The 23978-nt window shown below is 70.2% G+C and carries 18 protein-coding genes; 14 read left to right on the top strand and 4 right to left on the bottom strand.

Features of this window, described 5'->3' with window-relative positions; translation table 11 throughout:
- The first annotated feature begins 84 nt into the window (after positions 1 to 84).
- Positions 85 to 684, top strand: a complete 600-nt coding sequence (locus tag R2J76_RS07150; RefSeq protein WP_316415139.1) for a SanA/YdcF family protein — start codon at positions 85 to 87, stop codon at positions 682 to 684.
- Here R2J76_RS07150 and R2J76_RS07145 read toward each other — a convergent pair.
- The 4 genes from R2J76_RS07145 to R2J76_RS07130 all read right to left on the bottom strand — a co-directional run bounded on the left by R2J76_RS07145 (position 668) and on the right by R2J76_RS07130 (position 6776).
- On the bottom strand, positions 668 to 3286 hold the full coding sequence (locus R2J76_RS07145; RefSeq protein WP_316415137.1) for an AMP-binding protein: 2619 nt from the start codon (positions 3284 to 3286) through the stop codon (positions 668 to 670). The genes R2J76_RS07150 and R2J76_RS07145 overlap by 17 nt on opposite strands.
- Positions 3277 to 4530, bottom strand: coding sequence for an MFS transporter (locus R2J76_RS07140; RefSeq protein ID WP_316415135.1), 1254 nt, complete (start codon positions 4528 to 4530; stop codon positions 3277 to 3279). Before R2J76_RS07140 ends, R2J76_RS07145 begins: the two co-directional genes overlap by 10 nt.
- Positions 4531 to 4603: 73 nt before the next feature.
- A complete protein-coding gene (locus R2J76_RS07135) occupies positions 4604 to 4900 on the bottom strand; it encodes a hypothetical protein (protein WP_316415134.1) in 297 nt (98 codons plus the stop codon).
- Between the two features lie 67 nt (positions 4901 to 4967).
- Complete coding sequence (locus R2J76_RS07130; RefSeq protein ID WP_316415133.1) at positions 4968 to 6776, bottom strand: serine/threonine-protein kinase; 1809 nt, start codon at positions 6774 to 6776, stop codon at positions 4968 to 4970.
- A 170-nt stretch (positions 6777 to 6946) separates the two neighbouring features.
- On the opposite strand from R2J76_RS07130, the gene rpsU reads away from it, so the two are divergent.
- The 13 genes from rpsU (at position 6947) to R2J76_RS07065 (ending at position 23972) form a co-directional block, all read left to right on the top strand.
- Positions 6947 to 7153 (top strand): 30S ribosomal protein S21, encoded by a 207-nt coding sequence (gene rpsU / locus R2J76_RS07125; protein WP_243335345.1) that lies wholly within the window; start codon positions 6947 to 6949, stop codon positions 7151 to 7153.
- 59 nt (positions 7154 to 7212) lie between these two features.
- Positions 7213 to 9645: an endonuclease MutS2 gene (locus R2J76_RS07120; protein WP_316415132.1), complete on the top strand. Its 2433-nt coding sequence runs from the start codon at positions 7213 to 7215 to the stop codon at positions 9643 to 9645.
- Between the two features lie 806 nt (positions 9646 to 10451).
- The gene (locus R2J76_RS07115) at positions 10452 to 12059 is read left to right on the top strand and encodes a methyl-accepting chemotaxis protein (RefSeq protein ID WP_316415131.1); all 1608 of its coding nucleotides are present in this window, start codon (positions 10452 to 10454) and stop codon (positions 12057 to 12059) included.
- Positions 12060 to 12070: 11 nt separating this feature from the next.
- Complete coding sequence (locus R2J76_RS07110; protein ID WP_316415130.1) at positions 12071 to 12580, top strand: chemotaxis protein CheW; 510 nt, start codon at positions 12071 to 12073, stop codon at positions 12578 to 12580.
- Positions 12581 to 12650: 70 nt separating this feature from the next.
- Positions 12651 to 14081: a DUF4139 domain-containing protein gene (locus R2J76_RS07105; RefSeq protein ID WP_316415129.1), complete on the top strand. Its 1431-nt coding sequence runs from the start codon at positions 12651 to 12653 to the stop codon at positions 14079 to 14081.
- A gap of 284 nt (positions 14082 to 14365) precedes the next feature.
- Positions 14366 to 16558: an NADH-ubiquinone oxidoreductase-F iron-sulfur binding region domain-containing protein gene (locus R2J76_RS07100; protein WP_316415128.1), complete on the top strand. Its 2193-nt coding sequence runs from the start codon at positions 14366 to 14368 to the stop codon at positions 16556 to 16558.
- A 30-nt stretch (positions 16559 to 16588) separates the two neighbouring features.
- A complete protein-coding gene (locus tag R2J76_RS07095; RefSeq protein WP_316415127.1) occupies positions 16589 to 18355 on the top strand; it encodes an NADH-dependent [FeFe] hydrogenase, group A6 in 1767 nt (588 codons plus the stop codon).
- Positions 18352 to 18897, top strand: coding sequence for an NADH-quinone oxidoreductase subunit NuoE (gene nuoE / locus R2J76_RS07090; RefSeq protein ID WP_316415125.1), 546 nt, complete (start codon positions 18352 to 18354; stop codon positions 18895 to 18897). The genes R2J76_RS07095 and nuoE overlap by 4 nt, the downstream gene beginning before the upstream one ends.
- A 329-nt stretch (positions 18898 to 19226) precedes the next feature.
- The gene (locus R2J76_RS07085; protein WP_316415124.1) at positions 19227 to 20045 is read left to right on the top strand and encodes a MipA/OmpV family protein; all 819 of its coding nucleotides are present in this window, start codon (positions 19227 to 19229) and stop codon (positions 20043 to 20045) included.
- Positions 20046 to 20054: 9 nt separating this feature from the next.
- Positions 20055 to 20825, top strand: coding sequence for a DUF58 domain-containing protein (locus R2J76_RS07080; protein WP_316415123.1), 771 nt, complete (start codon positions 20055 to 20057; stop codon positions 20823 to 20825).
- Positions 20825 to 21532 (top strand): hypothetical protein, encoded by a 708-nt coding sequence (locus R2J76_RS07075; protein ID WP_316415122.1) that lies wholly within the window; start codon positions 20825 to 20827, stop codon positions 21530 to 21532. Before R2J76_RS07080 ends, R2J76_RS07075 begins: the two co-directional genes overlap by 1 nt.
- Positions 21529 to 22491 (top strand): VWA domain-containing protein, encoded by a 963-nt coding sequence (locus R2J76_RS07070; RefSeq protein WP_316415121.1) that lies wholly within the window; start codon positions 21529 to 21531, stop codon positions 22489 to 22491. The genes R2J76_RS07075 and R2J76_RS07070 overlap by 4 nt, the downstream gene beginning before the upstream one ends.
- On the top strand, positions 22488 to 23972 hold the full coding sequence (locus R2J76_RS07065) for a tetratricopeptide repeat protein (protein ID WP_316415120.1): 1485 nt from the start codon (positions 22488 to 22490) through the stop codon (positions 23970 to 23972). The genes R2J76_RS07070 and R2J76_RS07065 overlap by 4 nt, the downstream gene beginning before the upstream one ends.
- The last annotated feature ends 6 nt before the right edge of the window (positions 23973 to 23978 follow it).

The raw sequence follows: 23978 nt of genomic DNA, 5'->3' as shown, positions 1-23978 counted from the left end.
ATGGGACTATCTGCCTGGGTTACTCTCCGATCCGGTTCACGGCGGTGGCTGTGGGCAACCCTTCTTGTATTCTTTACCATTGATTTGCTTTGGATTCTCCTATGGTTCCCCAAGGAGTTCGCTTCCCGCATTTTTCTGCGGGACGCCCTTCCCGCGCAGCGGGGCCCCGCCCTGGTCCTGGGGGCCGGCGTCTACGCCGACGGGGAGCCCTCGCCGATCCTGGAGGGCCGCCTGGAAACCGCCCTGGCGCTTTTCCGGGCCGGCAAGGTGGGCTGGATCCTGGTGTCCGGCGACAACCGGGCCCAGAACTACAACGAGCCCCAGGCCATGCGCAAGTGGCTCATCCGCAGGGGGATCCCCGTGGAGTTCGTGGTCAGCGACTACGGCGGCAGGCGCACCTATGACAGCCTGCGCCGGGCCCAGGCCGTCTTCGGGGTCCGCCGCGCCGTGGTGGTCACCTCGGACTTCCACCTGCCCCGGGCCCTGTACCTGGCCTCCAGCATGGGCCTGGAGGCCACCGGCGTGGCCGCGGACACCTCAAAGGTGCCCCTGAGGGCCAGGACCGGCTTCCTGGCCCGGGAATTCGCGGCCCGGCACGTGGCCGTCCTGGACCGCTGGTTCCCCCCCCACACGATGCTGGGAAACCGCGAGCCCACCCCCGACGACGCTAGAGCAGGGACTTGAGCGCCCGGTAATCCGTCTTTCCCGTTCCCAGCACCGGGATCTTCGGCAGGGGGATCACGGAGCGGATGTTGTGGATGGGGCTGAGGCCCGCCTCGCGAATGGCCTGGTTGGCCTCCTCCCGCGTGAGGCCCCGGGTGGTGAAGAGGGTCAGTTCCACGGCGTGGCCCTCCTCCCGGGCCTCCACGGCCAGGGACGCCTCGTCGGCTTCGGGGTCCTGGAAGCGGGCCAGGAGGGCCTCCTCCACCGCCGGCAGGCTCACCATCTCGCCGCCCATCTTCACGAAGCGCTTCAGCCGGCCCGCGAAGGCCAGCATGCCGTCCTCCTCCCGCACCAGGTCCCCGGTGCGGTACCAGGCGTGGCCTTCGAACTCCACGAACGGGGAAGGCCCGTCGAACCCCAGGTAGCCCCCGAAGACGCTGGGGCCCCTCACCAGGAGCATGCCCATGGACCCGGCCGGGGCGCGTTCGCCGGTGTCGGGATCCACCAGGACGTGGGCCACGGAAGGCATGCACCACCCGATGGTCCCGTGCCGCCGGCGCTCCTCGCGGTTGGCGGCGACCACCGGCGAGCATTCGGTGATGCCGTAGCCCTCCAGGATCACCATGCCCGGCCACCGCTCGTGGATGGCCTCGAAGAGCGCTTCGGGGCATTTCTCGGCCCCGGTGATGACGAATCCCAGGGATTCCAGCTGGGCCGTGCGCGCCACCCGCACGATGCCGTTGAGGAAGGTGGGGGTGCCCACCAGGGCGGTGACGCGGTAGGCCTCGATGTGCCGGGCCAGGGCGGTGCCGTCGGTGGGCACCGGGTAGTACACCGCCTGGAACCCGCAGCACAGGGGCAGGACCACGGTGCCGGTGAGCCCGAAGGAATGGAAGGGCGGCAGGAACCCCACGAAGCGGGCCCCGTCCAGGAACCGGTACTCCGCCGCGATGTCCCGCACGTTGGCCAGCAGGTTGGCGTGGGTCAGGGGCACGGCCTTGGGCAGGTTCTCGCTGCCGCTGGTGAAGAGCACCACGGCGGTGCCGGGGATCCGGGCCCGGCGCAGGGGCTTCCAGGAGACCCAGGCCCGGAGCAGGGCCTTGAGCTTGGCCCCCCCGGTGAGCGAGGCGCCCACGTCCTCCATGAGGAGGAGGCGGTCCCGCAGGGCCTCCAGGTCCATGCCCTGGGACTGGATGCGCTCCACCACCTTGCCCACCGTGAGCACCCGCCTGACGTCCAGCAGGTCCAGGCCGTGGGTCATGTTCCGCACGCCGGTGGTCCAGTTCACCATGACCGGCGTCTTGCCCGCGAACAGCACGGCCAGGTACAGCACCGCCGCGCCCACGCTGGAGGGCAGCATGATGCCCACGTAGGGGCCCTCGATGGCCTCCAGGACCGGCTTGAGGGCCAGGATCGAGGTGATGATGTCGCGGTAGGTGCGCACCCCCGAAGCCTGGTCCGCGATGACCGTCCTGCCGGGGTCCCGCGCCGCCTGGCGGAGGAAGACCTCGGGGATGGTGGCGCCCTCCGGCACCATCGCGGGCAGGCCCATGTGGCGGAACCAGGACGAGGGCACGGGCTTGAGGGGGGCCCCGGCGGTGTCCAGGGTGTGGCCCGAGGCCGCCAGGAGGGCGTCGCCCACGGTCACGAGGGAATCCGGGTCGCCCAGGTGGTGGCCGAATTCCTGCTCGATCCACAGCTGGAGCTCCAGGCGCATGAGGCTGTCCATGCCCAGGTCCCGGGCGAGCTGGTCGCCATCCCCCAGCCCGGGCTTGCCGGACATGTCCCGGAGCTTGGCCAGCACCTGCTCGCGCACCACGGGGGAGGCCTGCCCCGGGTCGCCCTGCAGGCGCACCTGCGGCGGATCGGGGATGACCCGGCGGCCCCCGGGCTCCCAGGGCGTGGCGGGCACGTGGAGGGCGGGGGGCGCATCCTCGTTGAAGAAGGCCTCCATCCGCCGGTTCATGGCCTCCCGGCCCTCGTTCCGCGGGAAGTCGGCGGGTTCGATCATTTCCACCGTCACGTCCCGGCGGGGGCAGAAGAAGATGAAGCTGGCGAGGATATCCAGGCCCTGGCGCAGGAGGACCTTCACGAAGTCCGGGGAGTGGCCTGCGGCGCGGCTGAAGCGGCTCCCCCAGAGGCCCCGGGTGCGCACCAGCACCACCCGCGCCCCGGGCGCGGCGGCGAGGATGGTCTCCACGGCGCTGTTGCCCCCCAGGTCCTCCCGGCGGCTGCGCATGAGATGCCCGCCGGGGTAGAGGAGGAGGTTCCTTCCCGCCGCCAGGTCCTCCCCGCATTCCCGGATCACCCGCTCCACTTCGGGCCGGCAGCTTTCACCGTACTTGGCCAGGTCCGGCAGCGCCTTGACCCCGAACTGGCGGGTGATCCAGTTGATGCCGGGGCCGGCGATGCGGTCCCGGTCCGCCAGCGAGGCCGGGCGGAAGCGGGGGTACAGGGTCCCGGCCACGATGACCGGGTCGATGAGGGCGGGGTGGTTGGGCAGGAAGAGGATCCCGCCGGTGCCCCGGGCGGCCACGTCCTCCAGGCCCTGCACCCGGATGCGGTAGCGCAGGGAGAGGAGGACGCGCCCCACGCCGATGAAGAGGGAGGCCATCACGCCCATTTCGCACTCCTGAGGAGGACCCGCATCCCCGCGCTGAGGACGAGGGCCAGGGCCCCCACGACGCCCATTCCCGTGGTGGGGGCCCAGTGGGCGTTGAGGAGATTCGACAGGGGTCCGCTCAACATGATCCCGCCGAACACCGCGAAGTTGGCCGCGGCCAGCACCGCGCCCCTGCGGGCGGCCTCGGGGCGGCGCTGGATGAAGCTCTCCACGGGGATGAGGAAGATCCCCCCGAACAGCCCCACCAGGGCCACCGCCAGGAACACCGCGGGCACCACCAGGGGCGCCGGCAGCAGGCGCAGGGCGGGCAGCGCCATCATGGCCAGGCCCATGCCGGCGCCCGCGGGCGCCAGCACCCGGTGCCAGCCGTCGCCCTTGGCCCACCGGGGGCTGAGGATGCCGCCGGCGGCGATGCCCATGAGCTGGCTGACGATGAGGGCGCTGGTCAGGGACTTGCTCAGGCCCAGTTCCTGGATCCCCAGGGGGTTGATGAGCAGCACCTGCAGGGAACCCGAGAACCAGATGAACACCGAGGCCCCCACGGTGAAGGCCAGGAGGCCGTCCTTGCGGATGGCCGAGAGGTCCCGCAGGGTGGCCAGGGGGCCCAGCCACGGGAAGGGGGCCCCGGGGTCCGCGGCGGGATGGGAGGCCACCCGGAAGCTCACCGCCAGGCCGCCCAGGGCCACCAGGACCACCCCGGCGCCCACCAGGAGCCGCCCCCGCTCCACGCCGTGGAAGGCCGGGCCGGCCACGTCCAGGGTGAAGCCCGCCGCCGCGATGCCCACGAGGATGCCCACCGTCACCACCATGCGCAGCACCCCGTTGGCCCGGGTCACGTAGTCCCCGGGGTACAGTTCGGGAATGGAGCCGTTGATGGCCGGGCTCATGAACGCGGCCTGGGTGCCCATGGTGCCCAGCATGATCATGATGAGCCACCAATTACCCCACGCGATGCCCGCCGCCCCCACCAGCATGGCGGCCAACTCCACCGCCTTGGCCGCGATGACCACGGAGCGCTTGGAGAACCGGTCCGAGGCCCAGCCCGCCGGAGCCGCGAAGAGCAGGTAGGGGAAGGTGAACACGAAGATCGCCACCCCCTGCAGGCTGGTGCGCCCCGCGGCCACGGCGAGGACCAGGACGGCCTGCTTGTAATAGTTGTCGTTGAACACGCCCAGGAAGAAGGCCGTGGCCATGGCCGCGAACTTCCCCCGGGCCCGCCGGATCTGCCCGCTCTCATCGCTCAAAGGTCCTCCCCGGAACGAAGCGGACCCCGGGCTGCCCCAGGGTCCGTTGTGACGACGCCCGCATTGGCATGGATCAGAGATCGATCTCCCCGACGCCCAGGTCGTCGGCGGTGTCCTCGGCCGTGTCCTTGATGGCGGGCGACACGTCCAGGTCGTTGGCCAGGCCGAGCATCTCGCTGGAGGAAGCGTAGATCTGGCCCACGGTCTGCTTGCGGGTCTCCAGGGTCTGGATGAGTTCCTGGACGCGCTTGATCTCGTCGTTCAGGTGCTGCCATTCCACCCGGATGGTGTTGTTCATCTGCTCAACGTCCTGGCGGCAACGCTCCCGGGCCTGCTCGTAGAACTGGTTCTGATCCCTGTTGAGGTCCATGAATTCTCCATATACAAGAAACGGTGCGCACCAAAATCTCGGATGGATCAGGATACCTGGAATTGGCCTAGTTGAATATCTTGTAGGCCACCCAAGCCACCCCGGCGATGAGGGCGACGAGGACGGGGATCAGCCACAGGGGCTGCTGGGTGGATCCCATGGAGGCGGGAGGGGGCATGGGCATGGGTTCCGGGGGGCGAACCCGCTGGGGCTGCGGCTGGGCCGGCAGGGGCTGGGCCTGGAGGGGGCGGGGCGGCGGCGGAGGCTGCGCGGGGGCGGGCTGGGCGAGGTCCGGGTACCGGTGCTGCAGGAGTTCCTCCAGTTCGGCCCGGGTCCCCTTGAGGACCATGTTCACGTACTCGGCCACGTCGTGTTCGGTGGGCTCGCTGCTGGTCTTCACCAGCAGGTTCTTCAGGTCCCGCTCCAGGAACCGGGCCGACACGTAGCGGTGATCCACGTCCCGGTTCAGGGCCTTGTTCACGATGGCCGCCATGGCGGGGCTCACGGCCGGATTCACCGCGCGCACCTCCTGGACCTTGCCCATGCGCACCTTCTCGAGCACCCCCAGCTCGCTGTCCGCCTGAAAGCAGCGCTCCCCGGTGAGCAGCTCGAAAAGCACCAGGCCCAGGGAGTAGATATCGGACCGGCCGTCCAGGGCTCCCCCCAGGGCCTGCTCGGGGCTCATGTACAGGAGCTTGCCCTTGAGGGCGCCGGCCATGGTCTGGGTGCTCTTGGTGGCGGCCTTGGCGATGCCGAAGTCCACCAGCTTCACCGCGCCCTCGTAGGAGATGAGGATGTTCTGGGGGCTGATGTCCCGGTGGACGAGCTTGAGTTCCTTGTCGTTGATCCCGCGCTTGCGGTGGGCGTAGTCCAGGGCGCTGGCCACCTTCATGGTGACGGCGGCGGCGATGGGCTCGGGCACCGGCAGGCGGTACTCCCGCACCTTGCGCAGCAGGCTGCGCAGGTCCCGGCCGTCCACGAACTCCATGGCGATGTAGTAGAACCCCATCGCCTTCCCCAGATCGAAGATCTGGCAGATGTTGGGATGGGTCAGCTGGGCGGCGAGCTTGGCCTCGTCGATGAACATCCGCACGAACTCGTCGTTGTCCGAGAGGTGGGGGAGGATGCGCTTGATGGCCACGATCTTCTCGAAATCGTGGACCCCGCGCTGGCGGGCCTTGAAGAGCTCGGCCATGCCCCCCACGGCCACCTTCTCCAGGAGGTAGTAGTTGCCGAACTCCTCCATGCTCTCCTCCGCGGGGGCCGGCGCCGGAGGCGGGGGGGGCGGGGGCCAGTCCTCCGGGAGCCGCGGCAGGGGTCCGGTGGCCTTGATGTCCACCTCGGACCCCTCGAAGAAGCCCGAGATGCTGGGTATCCCGCCGAGGGTGAAGTCCTTGGGCAGCGGCGGGGTCACGGCCCGGGGCGGCTCGGGGGGAACCTCGTCCATGTCGGCGAGGATGTCGGCGAAGAGGTCCTCGGTGGTGAACTTCTGGGCCCCGGGGCCGAAGCCCCCCAGGCAGGACCTCAGGGTCGCGGGCCAGGCCTGGGTGGACACGTCCCGGCCCATGCGGTGCAGGGCCCGGGTGTCCAGGCCGGCCTTGGCGGCCCAGGCCGCGTCGGATTCCGCGCCCCCCAGGGCCACCAGGGGGATGCCGGGCTTGCGGGCCTGGAGGTCCCGCAGGAGGGACAGGCCCTCCCCGCCGATGACCTTGGGGTCGAACAGGACCACGTCCGGGGGCGTGGCCGCGGCCCCCCCGAACCCGCTGGGGGCGCCCTGCACCCAGACCACGTCCCAGCCTTCGTTCCGCATGAGGGCGGAGAGGTCGGGGGTCCGGAAGGATTCGCCGTCCACGATGAGCAGGTGAGCCTGGGCCATTAAATTCTCGAGAAAACTGGATTATAGACCGCAGGAGCGGACGCGGCCAACTGCTCATCTTCCCCAATGAAGGCTGGCGCCGCCTGCGACCCCGTGGTAGTCTGGTGGACGGCCCTGGAACCGGTGTTCAGGTTTCCGGGCGAAATCAAGGCGGAAGGAGGTGTCCCCACATGCCACTGGTCAAAATCAAGGAAGATGAAACTTTCGAGAACGCGCTTCGCCGCTTCAAGCGGAAGTGCGAGAAGTCTGGAATTCTCAGCGAGCTGAAGAAGCGTCAGCACTACGAGAAGCCCAGCGCCAAGCGCAAGCGGAAGATGCTCGCCGCCCGCAAGAAGACGCTGAAGCGCCTCGCCCAGGAGCGGAGGCTGATGGGCTGATGCCCTCGTTTCCGATAGGATAGGAAGGCCCGCCCACGGCGGGCCTTTTTCGTGCCCCCATGACCAAGCCCCCCCTCGCATCCGAACTCCAAGCCGTGGAATTCCCCACCCTGGCCGCCCTGGTGGCGGGGGGTGCGCGCACCCGCCTGGGCCGCGCCGGGCTCCAGGCCCTCCATCCCTGGGACGGGCTCTGCGGCCTGCGGCGCCTGAAGCAGATGGAGCTGGGACCCGCCTGGTCCCTGGACCCCGGCTCCCTGCCCATCGTGCCCTTCGACGAGGCCCTGGACGAGGTGATCAACCCCGCCGGGTGGCCCCTGCCCGAGCATTGGCGCCAGCTCCGGGAGGGGCTGCGCTCCCTGGCCACCCTCCTGCGCACGGTCCGGGGCCTGGAATGGCCCGGGGACCAGCCCGGGCCCGAGGGCACGGAACTGGGCATCGACCGGCTCCAGGTCACCGCCGACCTCCTGCCCGACCCGGGCCCCGTGGCCGACCAGCTGGGCCGGAGCTTCACCGAGGACGGCCAGCTGGACCCCATGCGGGTGCCGGGCCTGGCCGACCTGCACCGGGCCCGGTCCCGGTGCTACCAGGCCATCAGCAACCGCCTCCAGCGCATCCTCCGGGATTTCCCCGACGCCTTCCAGGAGTTCAACGTGGTGGAGCGCAACGGGCGCTTCTGCCTCCCGGTGCGCACCGAGCGCCGGGGCATGGTCCCCGGGCTCGTGCTGGACCGCTCCAGCAGCGGCGCCACGGTGTTCGTGGAGCCCTTCGAGGCGGTCTCCCTCAACAACGACCACGTGGAGGCCGACCGCGAGTACATGCAGGCCGTCCAGGCCTTCCTGCGGGACCTGCTGGAGGGGCTCCGGGCCCGGCGCTTCGATTTCGAGCGCTGGCACCGCTTCCAGGCCGACGCGGACGAGGCCCTGGCCCTGCTGCGCTGGGGCGCCCTGTGCGACGGGGTCCTGCCCGACCTGGGCCGGGACCGGCTCCACCTCCAGGAGGCCCGCCATCCCCTGCTCCTGCCCAACGTGCGCGCCGCCCTGGACCTGGACCCCCTGGACCACGAGGCCGTGCCCCTGACCCTGGAACTGGACCGGGAGCGCCCCGGCGTGGTCATCTCCGGCTCCAACACCGGCGGCAAGACCGTCGTCCTCAAGACGGTGGGGCTGCTCACCGCCCTGGCCCGGTCCGGCTGCGCCATCCCGGCGCGGCCCGGCACCGAGGTGCCCGAGATGGCCACCCTCCACGCCGACATCGGGGACCACCAGACCCTCATCGGCAGCCTGTCCACGTTCTCCAGCCACATCCTCCACCTCAAGCGCATCGTGGGCCAGGCCCGCTCCGGGGGCCTGGTGCTGCTGGACGAGCTGGGCACGGGCACCGACCCCAAGGAGGGCGCGGCCCTGGGCATCGCCCTCCTGCAGGCCCTGTCCCGGCGCCAGTGCTGGGTGCTCTGCTCCACCCACCTGGGGGAGATCAGCCAGTGGGCCCTGCGCCACCCCCGCTTCCAGAACGCCTCGGTGCAGTTCGACGAGGAGCGCCTGGCCCCCACCTACCGCCTCATGGTGGGCATGCCCGGCCAGAGCCGGGCCCTCACCATCGCCGCCAAGCTGGGCCTGCCCCGGTCCATCCTGGACCACGCCGAGAAGGTGCTGGGCCGGCGGGAGCAGGACTGGCGGGAATTCCTCCGGCAGCTGGAGGCCGATCGCCTGCGCCTGGCGGACGAGACCCAGGCCCTGCGGGAGGCCGCCGCCGCCGTGGAGAAGGACCGCAGGATCCTCGCGGGCCGGGAGGAGGCCCTGCGCCTTTCCCAGGAGAAGTTCCAGCGGGAATCCGCCGAGAAGGTCCAGCGGGTGCTCGACTTCATCGATCACGAATCCAAGCGCCTCGTGAAGGAGCTCAAGGAGAAGCACCGGGCCACCGAGCCCTTCAACGCCGACCGCGTGGGCACCGAGGCCCGGGAGCGGGTCAAGACCATGGAGCACATCGCCCGCGCCGAGCTCCGGGCCGGGGCCGCCCCGCCCCGGCCCCAGGACGCCCCGCAACTGCGGGAGGGCGGCTACGCCCGGCACCGGGGCCTGGGCGTGGAGGGCCGCATCGCCAGCCTCAAGGGGGACCGGGTCATGCTGGAGACCCCCCAGGGAAGGCGCATGGAGACCCGGGCCGGGGAGCTCGAGCCCATCCACCGGGGCGCCCTGGGCTCCGAAAGCCCCCGCCGGGGCTCCGTGCGCTTCCGGGGCGGCGCCGAGGACATCCAGTCCGAGATCAACCTCATCGGCCGGGCCTCGGACGACGTGGACACCGAGATCCACCGCTTCGTGGAGGCCTCCCTCGCCGCCGGCCAGAAGTTCATCCGCGTCGTCCACGGCCACGGCACCGGCCGGTTGAAAGCCGCCGTGCGCGAGGCCCTGAAAGGCCACCCCGGCATCGCCAAGGTGGAGGACGCCCCCCAGGCCCAGGGCGGAGCCGGGGCGACGGTCATTACGCTCCGTTGACGCTTCCCGCCTGAAGCGGGGGTTCTAAAAATGCCAAATGCAAGGGATGAGGGGCTTTATTCGTATTTGGTTCATGATCTGAACGGCCTGTCCGGAGCGTGACGGAAAAACGGGCGAAAAGCTGAAACGCTGGGGCGCTGAGGGCTCGCTGGGGCGCTGGGAAAAGCAGGAGAGCAGGCCTAAGGAAGGGCGGCAGGAACCCCGGGAGGGACCCAGGACACGAATTCGGGGAGAGCACCCAGGGTATGCCTTTCCCCAGCGCCCCAGCGAGCCCTCAGCGCCCCAGCGTTTGGCATTTCTCCTGGTTAACCCCAGCACACTAGCCCAACTTCCCCGACCCACCCCACCTCATAAAACCGTAAGTCCAATCGCACGGATTTTCGGTCGGGGCAACTCGCCGGAATTCACGATCCGAATTCGATCCGGTTTCTATCCCCTTCATCCAGTCCATCTGATTCATCCCTGTTCCCGCAGGGCCAGCGCCGGGGTGGGGCGGCGCGTAGTTGCTCTGCATGCCCCGACCCATCCCGGCTATGGCCCTGCTGGAACAGGGATGAATCGGATGATCAGGATGAAGGGGATGAAGCGCCGAACCCAGGTCATTCCTGGCGAAGGGGGAAGGCTGTAGTTTTCATGGGAAGACGATGTGCTGGCTTCGGTAGTGATAGCTGGAGTGGGTCGGAAAAATGGACTAGGTAATGCAGCGTATGGCCGGGAACTGAGATTCATTCACACTTGATGGCGGAAGGCAGGTCCCCGGAGCCGTTCTCCGGCGGGCCGGGCCGAGCCCTGTCCAAGGAGATCCCATGACGTGGTACCGCAACCTGAAACTGGCGACCCAGCTCATCCTCGCGTTCACCCTGGTGGCCCTCGTGGCCGTCCTGGTGGGCCTGCGGGGCCTGGGCAACACCCGCACCGTGGCCGGAATGATGAAGGAGATGTATGACAACAACCTCATCTCGGTGTCCCTGGTGGGCAAGGCCCGCAGCGCGGGGGTCATGTACGCCCGCCTCGTGAACAACTACTACGTGGCCCCCGACGCCGAGCACCGGCGCACGGTGGGCGAGGGCCTGGCCGCCGCCCAGGCCAACCTGTTCGAACGCATCAAGGAGGAGCGCGCCACGCGCATGGCCCCGGAAGAAGTGGCCCTCTGGGCCTCCTTCGACAAGATCTGGGGCCCCTACGAGGAGGCCAACAAGCGCTTCCTCGCCCTGGTGGACGCCAACAAGCACGCCGAGGCCAGCACCTTCCTCTTCGCGGAAGTGCGGCCCAAGACCCTGGAACTGGACAGGACCTTCAAGGCCATCGAGGAGGTCAACCTCCAGGACGCCGCGGCCACCCAGAAGAAAAGCCTGGAAGCCGTCGCCTCCATCCAGAACCAGACCCTGGCCCTCATCGCCCTGGGCTTCGCGGTGGCGGTGGGCCTGGGCCTGGCCGTTTCCAGCATCCTCCGCAAGCAGGTGGGGGGCGAACTCTCGGAGGCCTCCGACGTGGCGCGGCGGGTGGCGGCGGGCGATCTCTCCGTGGACGTGAACACCGCCCCCGGGGACACCACCAGCATGATGGCCTCCATCAAGGACATGGTCGGCCGCCTTTCGGAGGTGGTGGGCAAGGTGCAGGAAGCCTCCAATTCCATGGCCGGGGCCGCCGAGCAGCTCAGTTCCACGGCCCAGTCCATCAGCCAGGGCGCCAGTGAACAGGCCGCGAGCGTGGAGGAGACCAGCGCCTCCATGGAGCAGATGAGCGCCTCCATCGCCCAGACCAACGACAACGCCCGCACCACCGGGGGCCTCGCCACCGCCACCGCCAAGGACACCGTGGAGGGAGGCCAGGCCGTGCGGGAGACCGTGGGCGCCATGAGGGAGATCGCGCAGAAGATCGGCATCATCGACGACATCGCCTACCAGACCAACCTCCTGGCCCTGAACGCGGCCATTGAGGCGGGCCGGGCCGGCGAGCACGGCCGGGGCTTCGCGGTGGTGGCCGCCGAAGTGCGCAAGCTGGCCGAGCGCAGCCAGGTGGCGGCGGAGGAGATCAGCCGGCTCGCCTCGGGCAGCGTGGATCTCGCGGAGCGCGCCGGGCATCTCCTGGGCACCATCGTGCCCTCCATCCAGAAGACCTCGGACCTGGTGTCGGAGATCGCCTCCGCCAGCGCCGAGCAGAACTCCGGCGTGGGCCAGATCAACGGCGCCATCGCCCAGATCAGCCAGGCCGTGGCCCAGAACGCGGCCGCGTCCGAGGAGCTGGCCTCCACCGCCGAGGAGGTGACCTCCAACGCCCTGGAACTCCAGAACGTCATGGCCTTCTTCCGGCTCAAGGGGGGCTCCGCCGAGCCCGCCCGGCGCAAGGCCGCCGCCCTCCCCAGGGTCCGGGATGCCCGCACCTTCGACGAACCCGGCTTCGCGCGGTTCTGAGGATGGACGCCATGACCCAACCCATGACCGTCAACCGCCGCGCCTCCGCCCCCGTCCACGGCCAGGCCTCCCGCCAGTATCTCGCCTTCGTGCTGGACGGCGAGACGTACGCCATGGAGATCCGCTCCATCAAGGAGGTCATCCAGTACGGCGCCCTCACCCGCGTCCCCATGATGCCCGCCTTCATCCGGGGCGTGATCAACCTCCGGGGCGCCGTGGTGCCCGTCCTGGACCTGGCGGTGCGTTTCGGCCGCGGGGCCCGCGAACCATCCCGGCGCACCTGCGTGGTCGTGCTGGAGGTGGATCACCCCGGCGGCGCCCTGGCCCTGGGCTTCCTGGTGGACCAGGTGCGGGCGGTGCTGGACATCGCCGCCGCCGACATCGAGCCCCCGCCGGCCTTCGGAGGCAGCCTCCGCAGCGACTTCCTGGAGGGGATCGGCAAGGTGGACGGCGAGTTCATGATCCTCCTGGACGTGGACCGGGTCCTCTCCGTGGAGGAGCTGTCGGAAATTTCCGCCTGAATCGGGAACGATCCGGCTTCCCCGGAGGTCTAAACTGGGACCCGAATCCCCGGGACACCCAGGAGAACCCATGCGCATCCTCGCCCTCGCCTCCCTTCCGGCCCTGCTCGCGGCCCAGAGCCCCGAACAGACCACCACCCTCAAGGACCAGCAGGGCCTGGCCGTGACCATCTACAACGACAATCTTGCGCTCGTCAAGGATCTGCGGGAGGTGCGGCTGCCCAAGGGGGACCTGGACCTGGCCTTCCAGGAGGTTTCGGCCCAGATCCGGCCCGAAACGGCCCTGATCCGCAACCTGACCGAGGCCAAGGACTTCTGGATCAACGAACAGAACTTCGATTTCGACCTGCTCACGCCCCAGAAGCTGCTGGAGAAGTACGTGGGCCGCAAGGTCACCGTCGTCTCCCAGAAGCCCAACCCCGAAGGGGCCGGCTCCCGGGAGACGCGGGAGGAGGCCGAGGTGCTGGCCACCAACGGCGGCGTGGTGCTGAAGTTCCCCGACCGCATCGAGACGAGCATCCCGGGCCGGATCATCTACCCCGGGGTGCCCGCCAACCTCAGGGCCCGCCCCACCCTGGTGCTCAGCCTCCACTCCCCCCGGGACCACGCCCAGAAGCTCGAGCTGAGCTACCTCACCGGCGGCCTCTCCTGGCGCGCCGACTACGTGGCCAACCTCTCCCCCGACGAGAAGACCCTGGACCTCAGCGGCTGGGTCACCCTCACCAACCAGAGCGGGTCCGCCTACCCCAACGCCACCCTGCAGCTGGTGGCCGGCGACGTGCACCGGGCCCCCGCGAACCGGGCCCCCCAGGCGGCCCCCATGATGACCATGGCCAAGGCTTCCGGCCGGGCCGAAATGAAGGAGGAGAACCTCTTCGAGTACCACCTCTACACCCTGGACCGCCTCACCACCCTCAAGGAGAACCAGACCAAGCAGGTGGCCCTGCTCACCGCCCAGGGCGTGCCGGTGCGCAAGGAGTACCTCCTGCGCGGGGAGCCCTACTACTACCAGGCCCGCTACGAGGACCTGGGCGAGAAGTCCAAGGTGGGCGTTTTCGTTGAGTTCCGCAACCGCGAGGAATCCCGCATGGGCATGCCCATGCCCAAGGGCGTGGTGCGCGTGTACAAGCGGGACGGCCAGGGCCGGCCCCAGTTCGTGGGCGAGGACGCCGTGGACCACACCCCCCGCAACGAGACGGTGAGACTCAAGCTCGGGGACGCCTTCGACGTCACCGCCACCCGCAAGCAGACCGACTACAAGGTCCTGGGGGTCCAGGGCGCCTACCGCCACGTGACGGAGGCCGCCTTCCAGATCGAGGTGCGCAACGCGAAGAAGGAACCGGTCACGGTGTCCGTGCTGGAGCCGATCTACGGTGACTGGGAGATCGTCCAGAAGAGCCACGATTTCACGAAGGAGTCCAGCGGCCTGGCCCGCTTCGAGGTGGCCGTCCCCGCCGAAGGGAGCGCCACCCTCACCTACCGCGCGCGCATGCGCTGGTGACCGATGTGACTTATATCAACGCACGCACCCCGAGGTGCGGCTATTTTGGATCTGTGGTCGACCTGACGCGAGCCCTCTCTCTGGATTCGTAGGCTCCGTGGGGAACGACAAAATGCGAGAGTCGAGTCTTCGACGCTCTCTGGTCATGGGATACCCACCCCGCATCGTCATGCGACGCATGATCAGGCACCACGGCAAACAGTGTAACCCAATTCGATCATTTTGTATCGATATTTTTTCTAACATTGGCCGCAGTCCCCGGCCCAGTTCCCACGGAGCTCCCCATGGCAAACCCGGTCGCGGCAAACCCGGTTGCGGACTTCTTCGACAGGTTGAGGAAGAACGCGGACGCGGTGCTGGCTGAAAGCGGCGATTCCGCCAAGATCCAGATCCAGATCGGCTCGGCCACCTGCGAGCACGCCGCCGGTTCCCTGGAGGCCCTGGACGAATTCCAGAAGCACATCCAGGCTTCGGGCCGGGACGACATCGTCATCCACAAGACGGGCTGCACGGGGCGCTGCAGCAAGGAGCCCATCGTGGGCATCATCTCCCCCGGCAAGATGCCCGTGAAGTACGAGCGGGTGGACCGGGCCCTGGTGCACAAGATCTTCTCCAGCCACATCCAGAAGGGCGAGCCCCTGGTGGAGCACGCCCTGGACGGTTCCCTGGACGAGCGGGCCGAGCTCAGCTTCATCTTCTGCGAAGGCCGGCGCTGCACCACGGGCCAGACCCTCAAGCACGCCTTCGACCGCAAGCTCAAGGAGGCCGGGGTTCCCGCGAGCCGGGTGAAGACCTCCCACGTGCGGTGCTTCGGCGCCTGCAGCGACGAGACCGAAGGCAAGTGCACCCACGTCCTCGTGAACCCCGACCAGGTGCTCTACCGCATCTCCACCGAGAAGGACCTGGACGAGATCCTGGCGAAGCACGCCATCGGCGGCGAGCCTGTGGAGCACCTGCGGTGCCCCGAGAAGCCCATCACCCAGGACTTCTACTCCCTGTACGGCGACATCCACTTCTTCAACCACCAGAACCGCATCGCCATGCGCAACAGCGGCATCGTGGACCCCGAGAACCTGGAGGAGTACGTCCGGTTCGGCGGCTTCGCGGCCCTGGCCACGGTGCTGGGCAAGAACGATCCCCTGTGGGTGATCAACGAGGTGCTCAAGGCCCGCCTGCGGGGCCGGGGCGGCGGCGGCTTCCCCACCGGCCAGAAGTGGAAGATCGCCCACGACCAGCCCGAGAAGACCCGCTACCTCATCTGCAACGGCGACGAGGGCGATCCGGGCGCGTTCATGGACCGGGGCATGCTGGAGTCCGACCCCTTCAACATCGTCGAGGGCATGATCATCGCGGCCTTCGCCATCGGCGCCGGCCACGGCTTCTACTACATCCGGGCCGAGTACCCGCTGGCCATCAAGCGCATCCAGAACGCCCTGGCCCAGTGCCGCAAGGCCGGCCTCCTGGGCAAGAACATCATGGGTTCGGGCTGGGACTTCGATATGGAAGTGCGCCTGGGCGCGGGGGCCTTCGTGTGCGGCGAGGAGACCGCCCTCATCCGCTCCATCGAGGGCGAGCGCGGCCAGCCCAAGGTCCGCCCCCCCTACCCCACCGTGCGGGGCCTCTGGGGCAAGCCCACCTGCATCAACAACGTGGAGACCTTCGCCAACATCAGCGCCATCATCAACTACGGCGGCGAGTGGTTCGCCAACCAGGGCACCGCGGACAGCGGCGGCACCAAGGTCTTCGCCCTGGCCGGCAACGTCAAGCACACGGGCCTCGTGGAAGTGCCCCTGGGCACCCCGCTTTCCAAGGTGGTCTTCAACATCGGCGGCGGCGTCAAGGACGACAAGGCCCTGAAGGCCATCCAGACCGGGGGTCCCGCGGGCGGCTTCATCCCCGCCTCCCAGTCGGAGATGGAAGTGGACTTCGGCCCCCTGAGCCGGGCCGGTTCCATCATGGGCTCCGGCGGCATGATCGTCCTCAGCGAGGACGACTGCATGGTGGACCTCTCCAAGTTCTACCTCAGCTTCACCCAGGAGGAGTCCTGCGGGAAGTGCACCCCCTGCCGCGAAGGCACGACCCGCATGCTCGAGATCCTCGAAAAGGTCACCTCGGGCCGGGCCGTCCTCTCCGACCTGGACAAGCTCGAGCGCCTCGCCAAGCTCTGCCAGCAGACCGCCCTGTGCGGCCTGGGCCGGGCGGCGCCCAACCCGGTGCTCAGCTCCCTCAAGAACTTCCGTGACGAGTACCGCGAGCACATCGTGGAGAAGAAGTGCAAGGCGAAGAAGTGCGTCGCCCTGATCCGCTACCAGATCGATCCCGAGACGTGCATCGGCTGCACCGTCTGCGCCAGGAACTGCCCGGTGGAGTGCATCTCCGGCCAGCGCAAGACCGCCCACCTGATCGACCAGGAACGCTGCGTGAAGTGCGGGCAGTGCTTCGAAGTCTGCCGGTTCGACGCGGTCGAACGCGTCTAATCCATCGCACCCCTGACACAGGAATCCACGATGACCGAGACCATGATCAACCTCACCATCGACAGCGAGCACATCCAGGTGCCCAAGGGGACCACGGTCCTCAAGGCCGCCGAGAAGCTGGGGATCCACATCCCCAGGCTCTGCTACCACCCCAAGCTGAGCCTCGAAGGCGCCTGCCGCATCTGCGTGGTGCAGGTGGAGGGCTTCAGCAGCTTCCTCACCGCCTGCAGCCATGAGGTGTGGGAAGGGATGAACGTCCAGACCAACTCCCCCGAGATCCGCCTCGCCCGGCGCGACATCGTGGAGCTGCTCCTGGACAACCACCCCATGGATTGCCAGACCTGCGACCGCGACGGCCAGTGCGAGCTGCAGCGGCAGGCCTACCGCCTGGGGGTGCGCGAGCGCCACTTCGAAGGCAAGCGCAAGCGCTTCCCCATCGACGACCAGAGCGAATCCGTGGTGCGGACCCCCGAGAAGTGCATCCTCTGCGGCCGGTGCATCCGGGTCTGCGAGGAGGTCCAGGGCGTGCACAACCTCAGCCAGCACGGCCGCGGCTTCGAGACCGTGGTGGGCCCCGCCAACCTGGGCCCCATGGACGAGAGCGCCTGCATCCAGTGCGGCCAGTGCATCAACGTCTGCCCCACCGCCGCCTTCCTGGAGAAGGACCACACCGAGCGCGTGTGGGAGGCCCTGGCCATGCCCCGCGACAAGAAGCATCTCGTGGCCCAGCCCGCCCCCTCCATCCGCGCCGCCATCGGCGAGTGCTTCGGGCTGCCCATCGGCACCCCGGTCACCGGCAAGCTCATCACGGCCCTGCGCCGCCTGGGCTTCGACGCGGTCTTCGACACCAACTTCGGCGCCGACCTGACCATCATCGAGGAGGCCAACGAATTCCTCCGGCGCATGGGCGGGGAAGGCCCGCTGCCGCTGCTCACCTCCTGCTCCCCGGGCTGGGTGAGCTTCATGGAGAAGTTCTACCCGGAGATGATCCCCCACACCTCCACCTGCAAGTCCCCCATGTCCATGCTCAGCACCCTCGCCAAGACCCACTACGCCGAGAAGAAGGGCCTGACCGCCGACCAGATCTACATGGTGGGCATCATGCCCTGCGTGGCCAAGAAGTTCGAGGCCGCGCGCCCCGAGCACGCCATGGAGGACGGCACCCCCTACACCGACGCCGTGCTCACCACCCGCGAGCTGGCCTGGATGATCAAGAGCTACGGCATCGATTTCGTGAATCTTCCCGACGGCGAATTCGACCGGCCCCTGGGAATCTCCTCGGGCGCCGCCGACATCTTCGGCGCCACGGGCGGCGTGATGGAGGCCGCCCTGCGCACCGCCGCCGTGAAGCTCACCGGCGACGAGCTGGGCCCGCTGGTCTTCGAGGACGTGCGCGGCGTGACCGGCCTCAAGGAGGCCTCCATCACCCTCGCCGGCACCGAGATCAACATCGCCGTCTCCAACGGCCTCACCAACGCCAAGACGATCCTGGAAGCCATCAAGAACGGCGGCAAGCAGTACCACCTGGTGGAGATCATGGCCTGCCCCGGAGGCTGCGTCGCCGGCGGCGGCCAGCCCTACCCGCCCTTCTCCATGGACGTGCTGGATCCCGAACTGGGCCGGCTGCGGGCCAAGGCCCTCTACAAGATCGACACCGACAAGCAGCTGCGCCGCAGCCATGAGAATCCGGCCATCGAGCACCTCTATGCCGAGTACCTAGGCGAACCCAACGGGGAGAAGGCCCACCACCTCCTCCACACCCACTACCACGCCCGGATGCCCAGGGGGATCAAGTGAGCACCATCGCCAACACCGACAACTGGCTTGAGATCAAGGCCGCGGCCGTGGCCGCCCTGCCTCCGAGCGTGGTGGAGTTCATCGCCTCCCTCGAAGGTTCCGTGCACTCCGAAAGCCACCTCATCGCCATCCTGCACATGGTGCAGGCCGAGACCGGCTGGCTCTCCACGGAGCAGATGGGAGCCGTGGCCCAGCTGGCCCAGATCCCCCTGGCCAAGGTCACCGGGGTGGCCACCTTCTACCACTACTTCCGGCTCCAGCCCCGGGGCAAGCACATGATCAACGTGTGCCTGGGCACCGCCTGCTACGTCAAGGGCGCCGACAAGATCAGCCAGCGCCTCATGGACAACCTGGGCATCCAGTTCGGGGAGACCACCAAGGACGGCATGTTCAGCCTGGAGTCCACCCGCTGCCTGGGCACCTGCGGCCTCGCGCCCGTGGTGATGATCGACGACCAGGTCCACGGCCCCGTCACCCCCGGCGAAGTCAGCCTGATCCTCGAGAAGTACCTCAAGAAGGAAAAGACGGCTCCCAAGGCCTGACCCGAAGGATCCCGAGAATGGCCGGAGGCCCGGGGCGGCGCGTGGGAACGCCGTCCTGGATCTCCGGCCAGGTTTCTGTCTGGGGATGGGACCCGATGGCATTGCTTATCCCCTTCATCCCCTTCATCGGCGTCCATCCCCGTTTCCGCGGGGCCAGCGATGGTCTGGGACGGCGCGGGCGTGATCCGCTGGCGCCGACCCATCCTGGCCTTGGCCCTGCGGTAACGGGGATGGACGCCGATGAAGGGGATGAAGGGGATAAGGAATGGCCGTCCGGGCGGGTCCAGAGGCTATCCTTGGTTGATCGCCTCTTCGGCCTTGGAGCGCCCATGTCCCTGTCCCCCCTCGTTCTCCTCGCCTGCCTGCCATTGGCGGCCCAGGACCTCGCCGGCGGCGGCGCGCCTTCGGATCACTGGACGGGCACGGTGGGGGCCATGGTGCTCACCTACCCTTCGGCGCCGGGCTCGGCCACGAACCGCACCCTCCTCCTGCCCACCCTGGGCGCCCAGTACGGGCGGTTCTACCTGGGCTCCAGCCGGGTGGCCCTGGGCTTCGGCGGGGGGGTCCAGGTGTGGCGCACCCCGGCGTGGACCTGGGAGGTGGGCGTGGGGGCCGGGGACGGCCGTCCCGAAAACCGCGCCCCCGAATTGGCGGGCATGGGGGACCGGAGCCGGAGCGTGTGGGCCGGAACCGGGCTCCTCTGGCGCGGCGGGGGCTGGAACGCCAAGGCCACGGTGGCCCACGGCCTGAGGGACAGCGCCGGGAACCGGGGGACCCTTTCCGTGGGGCGAATCCTTCGCCTGGCCCCCCAGTGGACCCTCTCGGCCGCCCTCCACGCGGATTGGGCCGACGCCGACAACATGGCCTACGATTTCGGCATCACCCCCGAGCAGGCCCTGCGCCGCGCGGCCCTGGTGGCCGCGGGGGACACCCGCCTGAAGCCCGGCGACACCGGCCCCTTCGCCCCGGGGGCGGGGCTGCGCGACGTGGGCGGCATGGCCTCGCTTATCTTCCACCCGGGACCGCGCTTCTCCTACCACCTCAGCCTGTTCGGGGGCGCCTTCCAGGGCGGAGCCCGCACCAGCCCCCTGGTGCGCCGTGAAACCTACCTGAACGCAGGTGCGGGATTCGGCTACCGCTTCGGCTAGGATGAACGCATGACTCCCAGAGGCTGGAAGCGATTCCTGTCCCGGCTCCGGCGGCTCCCGCTGAGGCTGCGCAGGGTCCTTCGCGGCGGCACGGAGGGCCTGCACCTCAGCAAGACCAAGGGGGCCGGGCTGACCTTCGTGGAGAACCGGCCCTACGTGCCCGGCGACGATCCCCGTGCCATCAACTGGCCCCTCACGGCCCGCACCGGCGAGCCCATCATCAAGACCTTCCAGACCAGCCGCGAGCTCATCGTGTGGCTGGTGGTGGACCCCTCCCCCTCCATGTTCCTGGGGGACCCCGTGAGCCCCATCCGGTGGGCCCTGGAGATCTGCGGGGCCGCCCAGGCCACCACGGCCGCGGGCAAGGACCGCCTGGGCCTCCTGGTGCCCGGGGACGCGGGCACCCCGCCCCTGCGCATCGCACCCCGCCGGGGCCGGGTGCAGGGCCTGCACCTCCTGGAGGCCCTGGCCGACCGGGGCCCGGCCATTCCGGGGCCCGGGGACTGGCAGGCCGCCCTGGGGCGCTGGGGCGACCACGGACGGGGCCACCGCCTGTGGATCCTCAGCAACGGCGCGGGCCTCCAGGGCCTGGCCCCCCTCCTCAAGCCCCTGGCGGCGCGGCACCGGGTGGTGTGGTTCCGGCCCGACCAGCCCCACTACCGCCACATGCCCAACTGGCCCGACCCGGGCTTCCCGCCCAACGTGGAGCGCCAGAACTGGAACATCATGGAGGATCCCGTCACGCGCCTGGGGATCTGGCTCAAGGGCGGAGGCGCCTGATGGGCACCCCCGTGTGGAAGGCCCCCGCCGAACTGCCCATGGGCAGCCTGGGCAGCCTGGAGCTGCGGGACGACGACCCCGGGGCGCCGCCCCTGCCCCGGCCCGGGGAGGAGCGCCTGGGGCCCCTGGCGGTGCGCGGCGTGGATCCCCTCAAGGACGGCCGCGGCTGGCGCATCACCGTCCAGCCCCTGGGCCCCGGGCTCGCGGTGATCCGGCCCATGGACCTGGGCGATGGCCGCAGGACCCCGGAACTGCGCATCACCGTGCCCCGCACCGTGCCCTTCGGGGCGCCCTGGGTGGCCGTGGGCGGCGGCAAGGAGGATATCCTGCCCTTCGTGCCCTTCCCCTGGGAATGGGCCACCCTCCTCCTGATCCCCCTGGCCGGCGCCGCCTGGGCCCTGCGCCGGCAGCGCGCGCGGGGCTCCGCCAAGCGCCGGCGGCGCGCGGCCCGCAGGGCCTTCCTCCACCACTACCCGCCCCGCACCTCGGGGAGGCTGGACCTGGACGCCGCCCACGCCACGGGCCGGGAGTTCCTGGCCTCCCACCGGGGCGAGGAGGCCCTGGGATGGGGCGCCGACGCCCTGCGGGCCCAGGGGCTGGAGGTGTGGGCCACCTGGGTGCTCAGCCTGGACGCGGCCCGCTTCGCCCGCACCGAGCCCCCCTTCCCCCCGGCGGCCGATCTCCTCCACGCCCTGGAGGGGAAATGACCTTCGCCCTCCGCTACCCCTGGCTCCTGCTGCTCCTCCTGCCGGGCATCTGGATCGCGGTGCGCACCAGCTACCGGTGGGGCATCCCCAGCTCCCGGCCTTCGGGGCCCCTGGCGCGGTGGCTCTCGCACCTCATCCCGGCCCTCATCGCGGCGCTCCTGGTGGTGGCCGCCGCGGTGCCCGAGCGGCGCACGGCCGTGAAGGGACGGAGCCCGGTGGTGGATTTCGCCGTGGTCCTGGACGGCTCCAGTTCCATGAAGGCCATGGACGGGGGCGCCCGGGAGGACCGGTGGAACGCGGCGCGGCGGCTGCTCAAGCTCTTCATCGCGGGGCGCCCCGACGACCGCTTCGCCGTGGTGCTCTTCAGCGCGCACCCCGTCACCCTCAGCCCCCTCACCGCCGACCACGGGCGTCTGTGGGCGATGCTGGAGCGCCTGGACATCGAGAGCCGGGACGACGGCACCGCCATCGGCAGCGCCCTCATGACCGCCGTGCGCAGGCTCTCGGACAGCCCCGCCCGGTCCCGGGTCATCCTGCTCCTCACCGACGGCGCCCAGAACCGGGGCCACGTGGAGCCCATGGAAGCCGCGGAGGAGGCCCGGCGCAACGGCATCCGCATCCACACCGTGGCCATCGGGGGCGACGGGGACGCCCTCTTCCCCCTGGAGGGCGGCGGCTTCGCCAGCCTCAAGGTGGTCACCGATCCCGAGACCCTCAAGCGCATCGCCCAGGCCACGGGCGGCGAGGCCTTCAGCGCCGGCGACCCCGCGGGCCTGGCCCGGAGCATGACCGCCATCGACCGCCTGGAGAAGACGGCGCTTCCCGTGGACGCGCCCACGGAGGGCAGGCCCCTGGCCCGCTGGTTCCTCCTGGCCGCGGGCATCCTGGCCCTGCCCCTGGCGCTGGACCTGGGCCGCAAGCGGGGCCGGCAGGCCCCGGCCTGGATGGCGGACGCATGATCCCCGGCACCTTCTCCCACCCCGCCCTCCTTTGGCCCGCCCTGGGCCTGGCGGCCCTGGCCCTGGCGCTGGGGGTCTACGCCCAGACCCGGCCCGGGCTCGGGGTGCGGGTGGTGGGCCAGTTGCCCCTGGTCCAGGGACTGGGCCTCGCCTTCATCCTGCTGGGCGCGGGCATCGGCCTGGCCGAACCCCGGTGGGGGGAGCCCGAGGCCCCGCGGCTCACGGTGCGGGTGGTCCTGGACGCCAGCCGCTCCATGACCGTGCAGGACGCGCCGGGCCCCGGCGGCGCCGTCCGCACCCGGTGGGACGCGGCCCTGGCCGCCCTGGACCGGCTCTGGTCCAAGCCCAACCCCGGCATCCTCTTCAGCCTGGACCTGCTCACCGGGGACGCCATCCCGCTCCTTCCCCCCGGCGACGACCTGCGGCTCCTGCGGGACGCCCCCCGCGCCGTCACCCCCGGCGAACTGGGTTCCCCGGGCACCTCCCTGGGCCGCGGCCTGCCCCAGGTGGCGGCCCAGGCCGGGCCCCGCACCCCCGAAGTGATCCTGCTGGTGGGGGACGGCGAGGAGACCTGGGAGACCCCGGAGGCGGCCCTGGACCGGTGCGCGGCCGCCCTGAGGAAGGCCCGGCTGCCCCTCTACACCCTGTGCGTGGGGGGGACCGAACCCCAGCCCGTGGCGGGCGGCGGCCAGGGCGAGGCCCTGTTCAGCCAGGCCCGTCCGGAGTACCTGGCGGCCCTGGCCGGGGCCACCGGGGGCCGCGCCCTGGCCCCGGGCGACGACCTGCCCCGGCTGTTCCAGGACCTGGCCCAGGGCCGCGAGCCCCTGCCCATGTCCCGCTCCCTCCTGCCCGCCCACCCCGAGGCCGGGGCCTGGCTGGCCCTGGCCGGCATCGTCATCTGGCTGGCCGCCGCGGGCAAACCCATGCGGGCCTGGCGGCCCTTCCTCCTGGTGCTGGCCGCCCTCATGGCCACCCCCTCCCGCGCCGAGATCCCCCTGCCCCAATCCATCCGCGCCTGGCTGGCCCAGAGCGCCCTGGACCGCGAGGACCTGGATGCCGCCCGGCGCTGGCTGCCCCGGGGCGACGCCCCCACCCACCGCCTCCTGCGGGCCCGCATCCAGTTGAAAACCAAGGCGCCCAAGGACGCCCTGGAGACCCTGGCCCCCCTCACGGGCCAGGGCGCCCCCCGCCCCCTGCCCCCCTGGCGTGCCCCCGCCCTGCTGTTGGCCGCCAAGGCCTGCATGGACCTGGACCGCCCCGAGGACGCCCGCGCCCTCCTGGAGCGGGTCCTCACCGAGCAGCCGGGACGCGAGGAGGCCGTCCACAACCTCCAGACCCTCCTGAGGGACCCCGGCCCCCCCCCGCCCAATCCCAAGAAGCCGCCCCCGCCCCCGCCCAGCCAGGCCGCCCGTCAGGACGAGCTGGACGGCCTCCGGCAGCGCCTGCCCAGGAAGCCGCCCGGGGGGGTCAAGGACCTTTGAACGGAT

The organism is Mesoterricola silvestris, assembly GCF_030295405.1.
Classification (GTDB): Bacteria; Acidobacteriota; Holophagae; order Holophagales; family Holophagaceae; genus Mesoterricola; species Mesoterricola silvestris.
Note: the sequence above shows the minus strand (reverse complement) of the source record. Positions and strands in the feature narration are given on the sequence as shown.

Coding starts and splice junctions, on each gene's coding strand:
- R2J76_RS07100 (WP_316415128.1), top strand. CDS start 14,366: ATGGCAAACCCGGTCGCGGCAAACCCGGTTGCGGACTTCTTCGACAGG.
- R2J76_RS07110 (WP_316415130.1), top strand. CDS start 12,071: ATGACCCAACCCATGACCGTCAACCGCCGCGCCTCCGCCCCCGTCCAC.
- R2J76_RS07120 (WP_316415132.1), top strand. CDS start 7,213: ATGACCAAGCCCCCCCTCGCATCCGAACTCCAAGCCGTGGAATTCCCC.
- R2J76_RS07075 (WP_316415122.1), top strand. CDS start 20,825: ATGGGCACCCCCGTGTGGAAGGCCCCCGCCGAACTGCCCATGGGCAGC.
- R2J76_RS07135 (WP_316415134.1), bottom strand. CDS start 4,900: ATGGACCTCAACAGGGATCAGAACCAGTTCTACGAGCAGGCCCGGGAG.
- R2J76_RS07070 (WP_316415121.1), top strand. CDS start 21,529: ATGACCTTCGCCCTCCGCTACCCCTGGCTCCTGCTGCTCCTCCTGCCG.
- R2J76_RS07080 (WP_316415123.1), top strand. CDS start 20,055: ATGACTCCCAGAGGCTGGAAGCGATTCCTGTCCCGGCTCCGGCGGCTC.
- R2J76_RS07095 (WP_316415127.1), top strand. CDS start 16,589: ATGACCGAGACCATGATCAACCTCACCATCGACAGCGAGCACATCCAG.
- R2J76_RS07130 (WP_316415133.1), bottom strand. CDS start 6,776: ATGGCCCAGGCTCACCTGCTCATCGTGGACGGCGAATCCTTCCGGACC.
- R2J76_RS07065 (WP_316415120.1), top strand. CDS start 22,488: ATGATCCCCGGCACCTTCTCCCACCCCGCCCTCCTTTGGCCCGCCCTG.
- rpsU (WP_243335345.1), top strand. CDS start 6,947: ATGCCACTGGTCAAAATCAAGGAAGATGAAACTTTCGAGAACGCGCTT.
- R2J76_RS07105 (WP_316415129.1), top strand. CDS start 12,651: ATGCGCATCCTCGCCCTCGCCTCCCTTCCGGCCCTGCTCGCGGCCCAG.
- R2J76_RS07115 (WP_316415131.1), top strand. CDS start 10,452: ATGACGTGGTACCGCAACCTGAAACTGGCGACCCAGCTCATCCTCGCG.
- R2J76_RS07085 (WP_316415124.1), top strand. CDS start 19,227: ATGTCCCTGTCCCCCCTCGTTCTCCTCGCCTGCCTGCCATTGGCGGCC.
- R2J76_RS07145 (WP_316415137.1), bottom strand. CDS start 3,286: ATGGGCGTGATGGCCTCCCTCTTCATCGGCGTGGGGCGCGTCCTCCTC.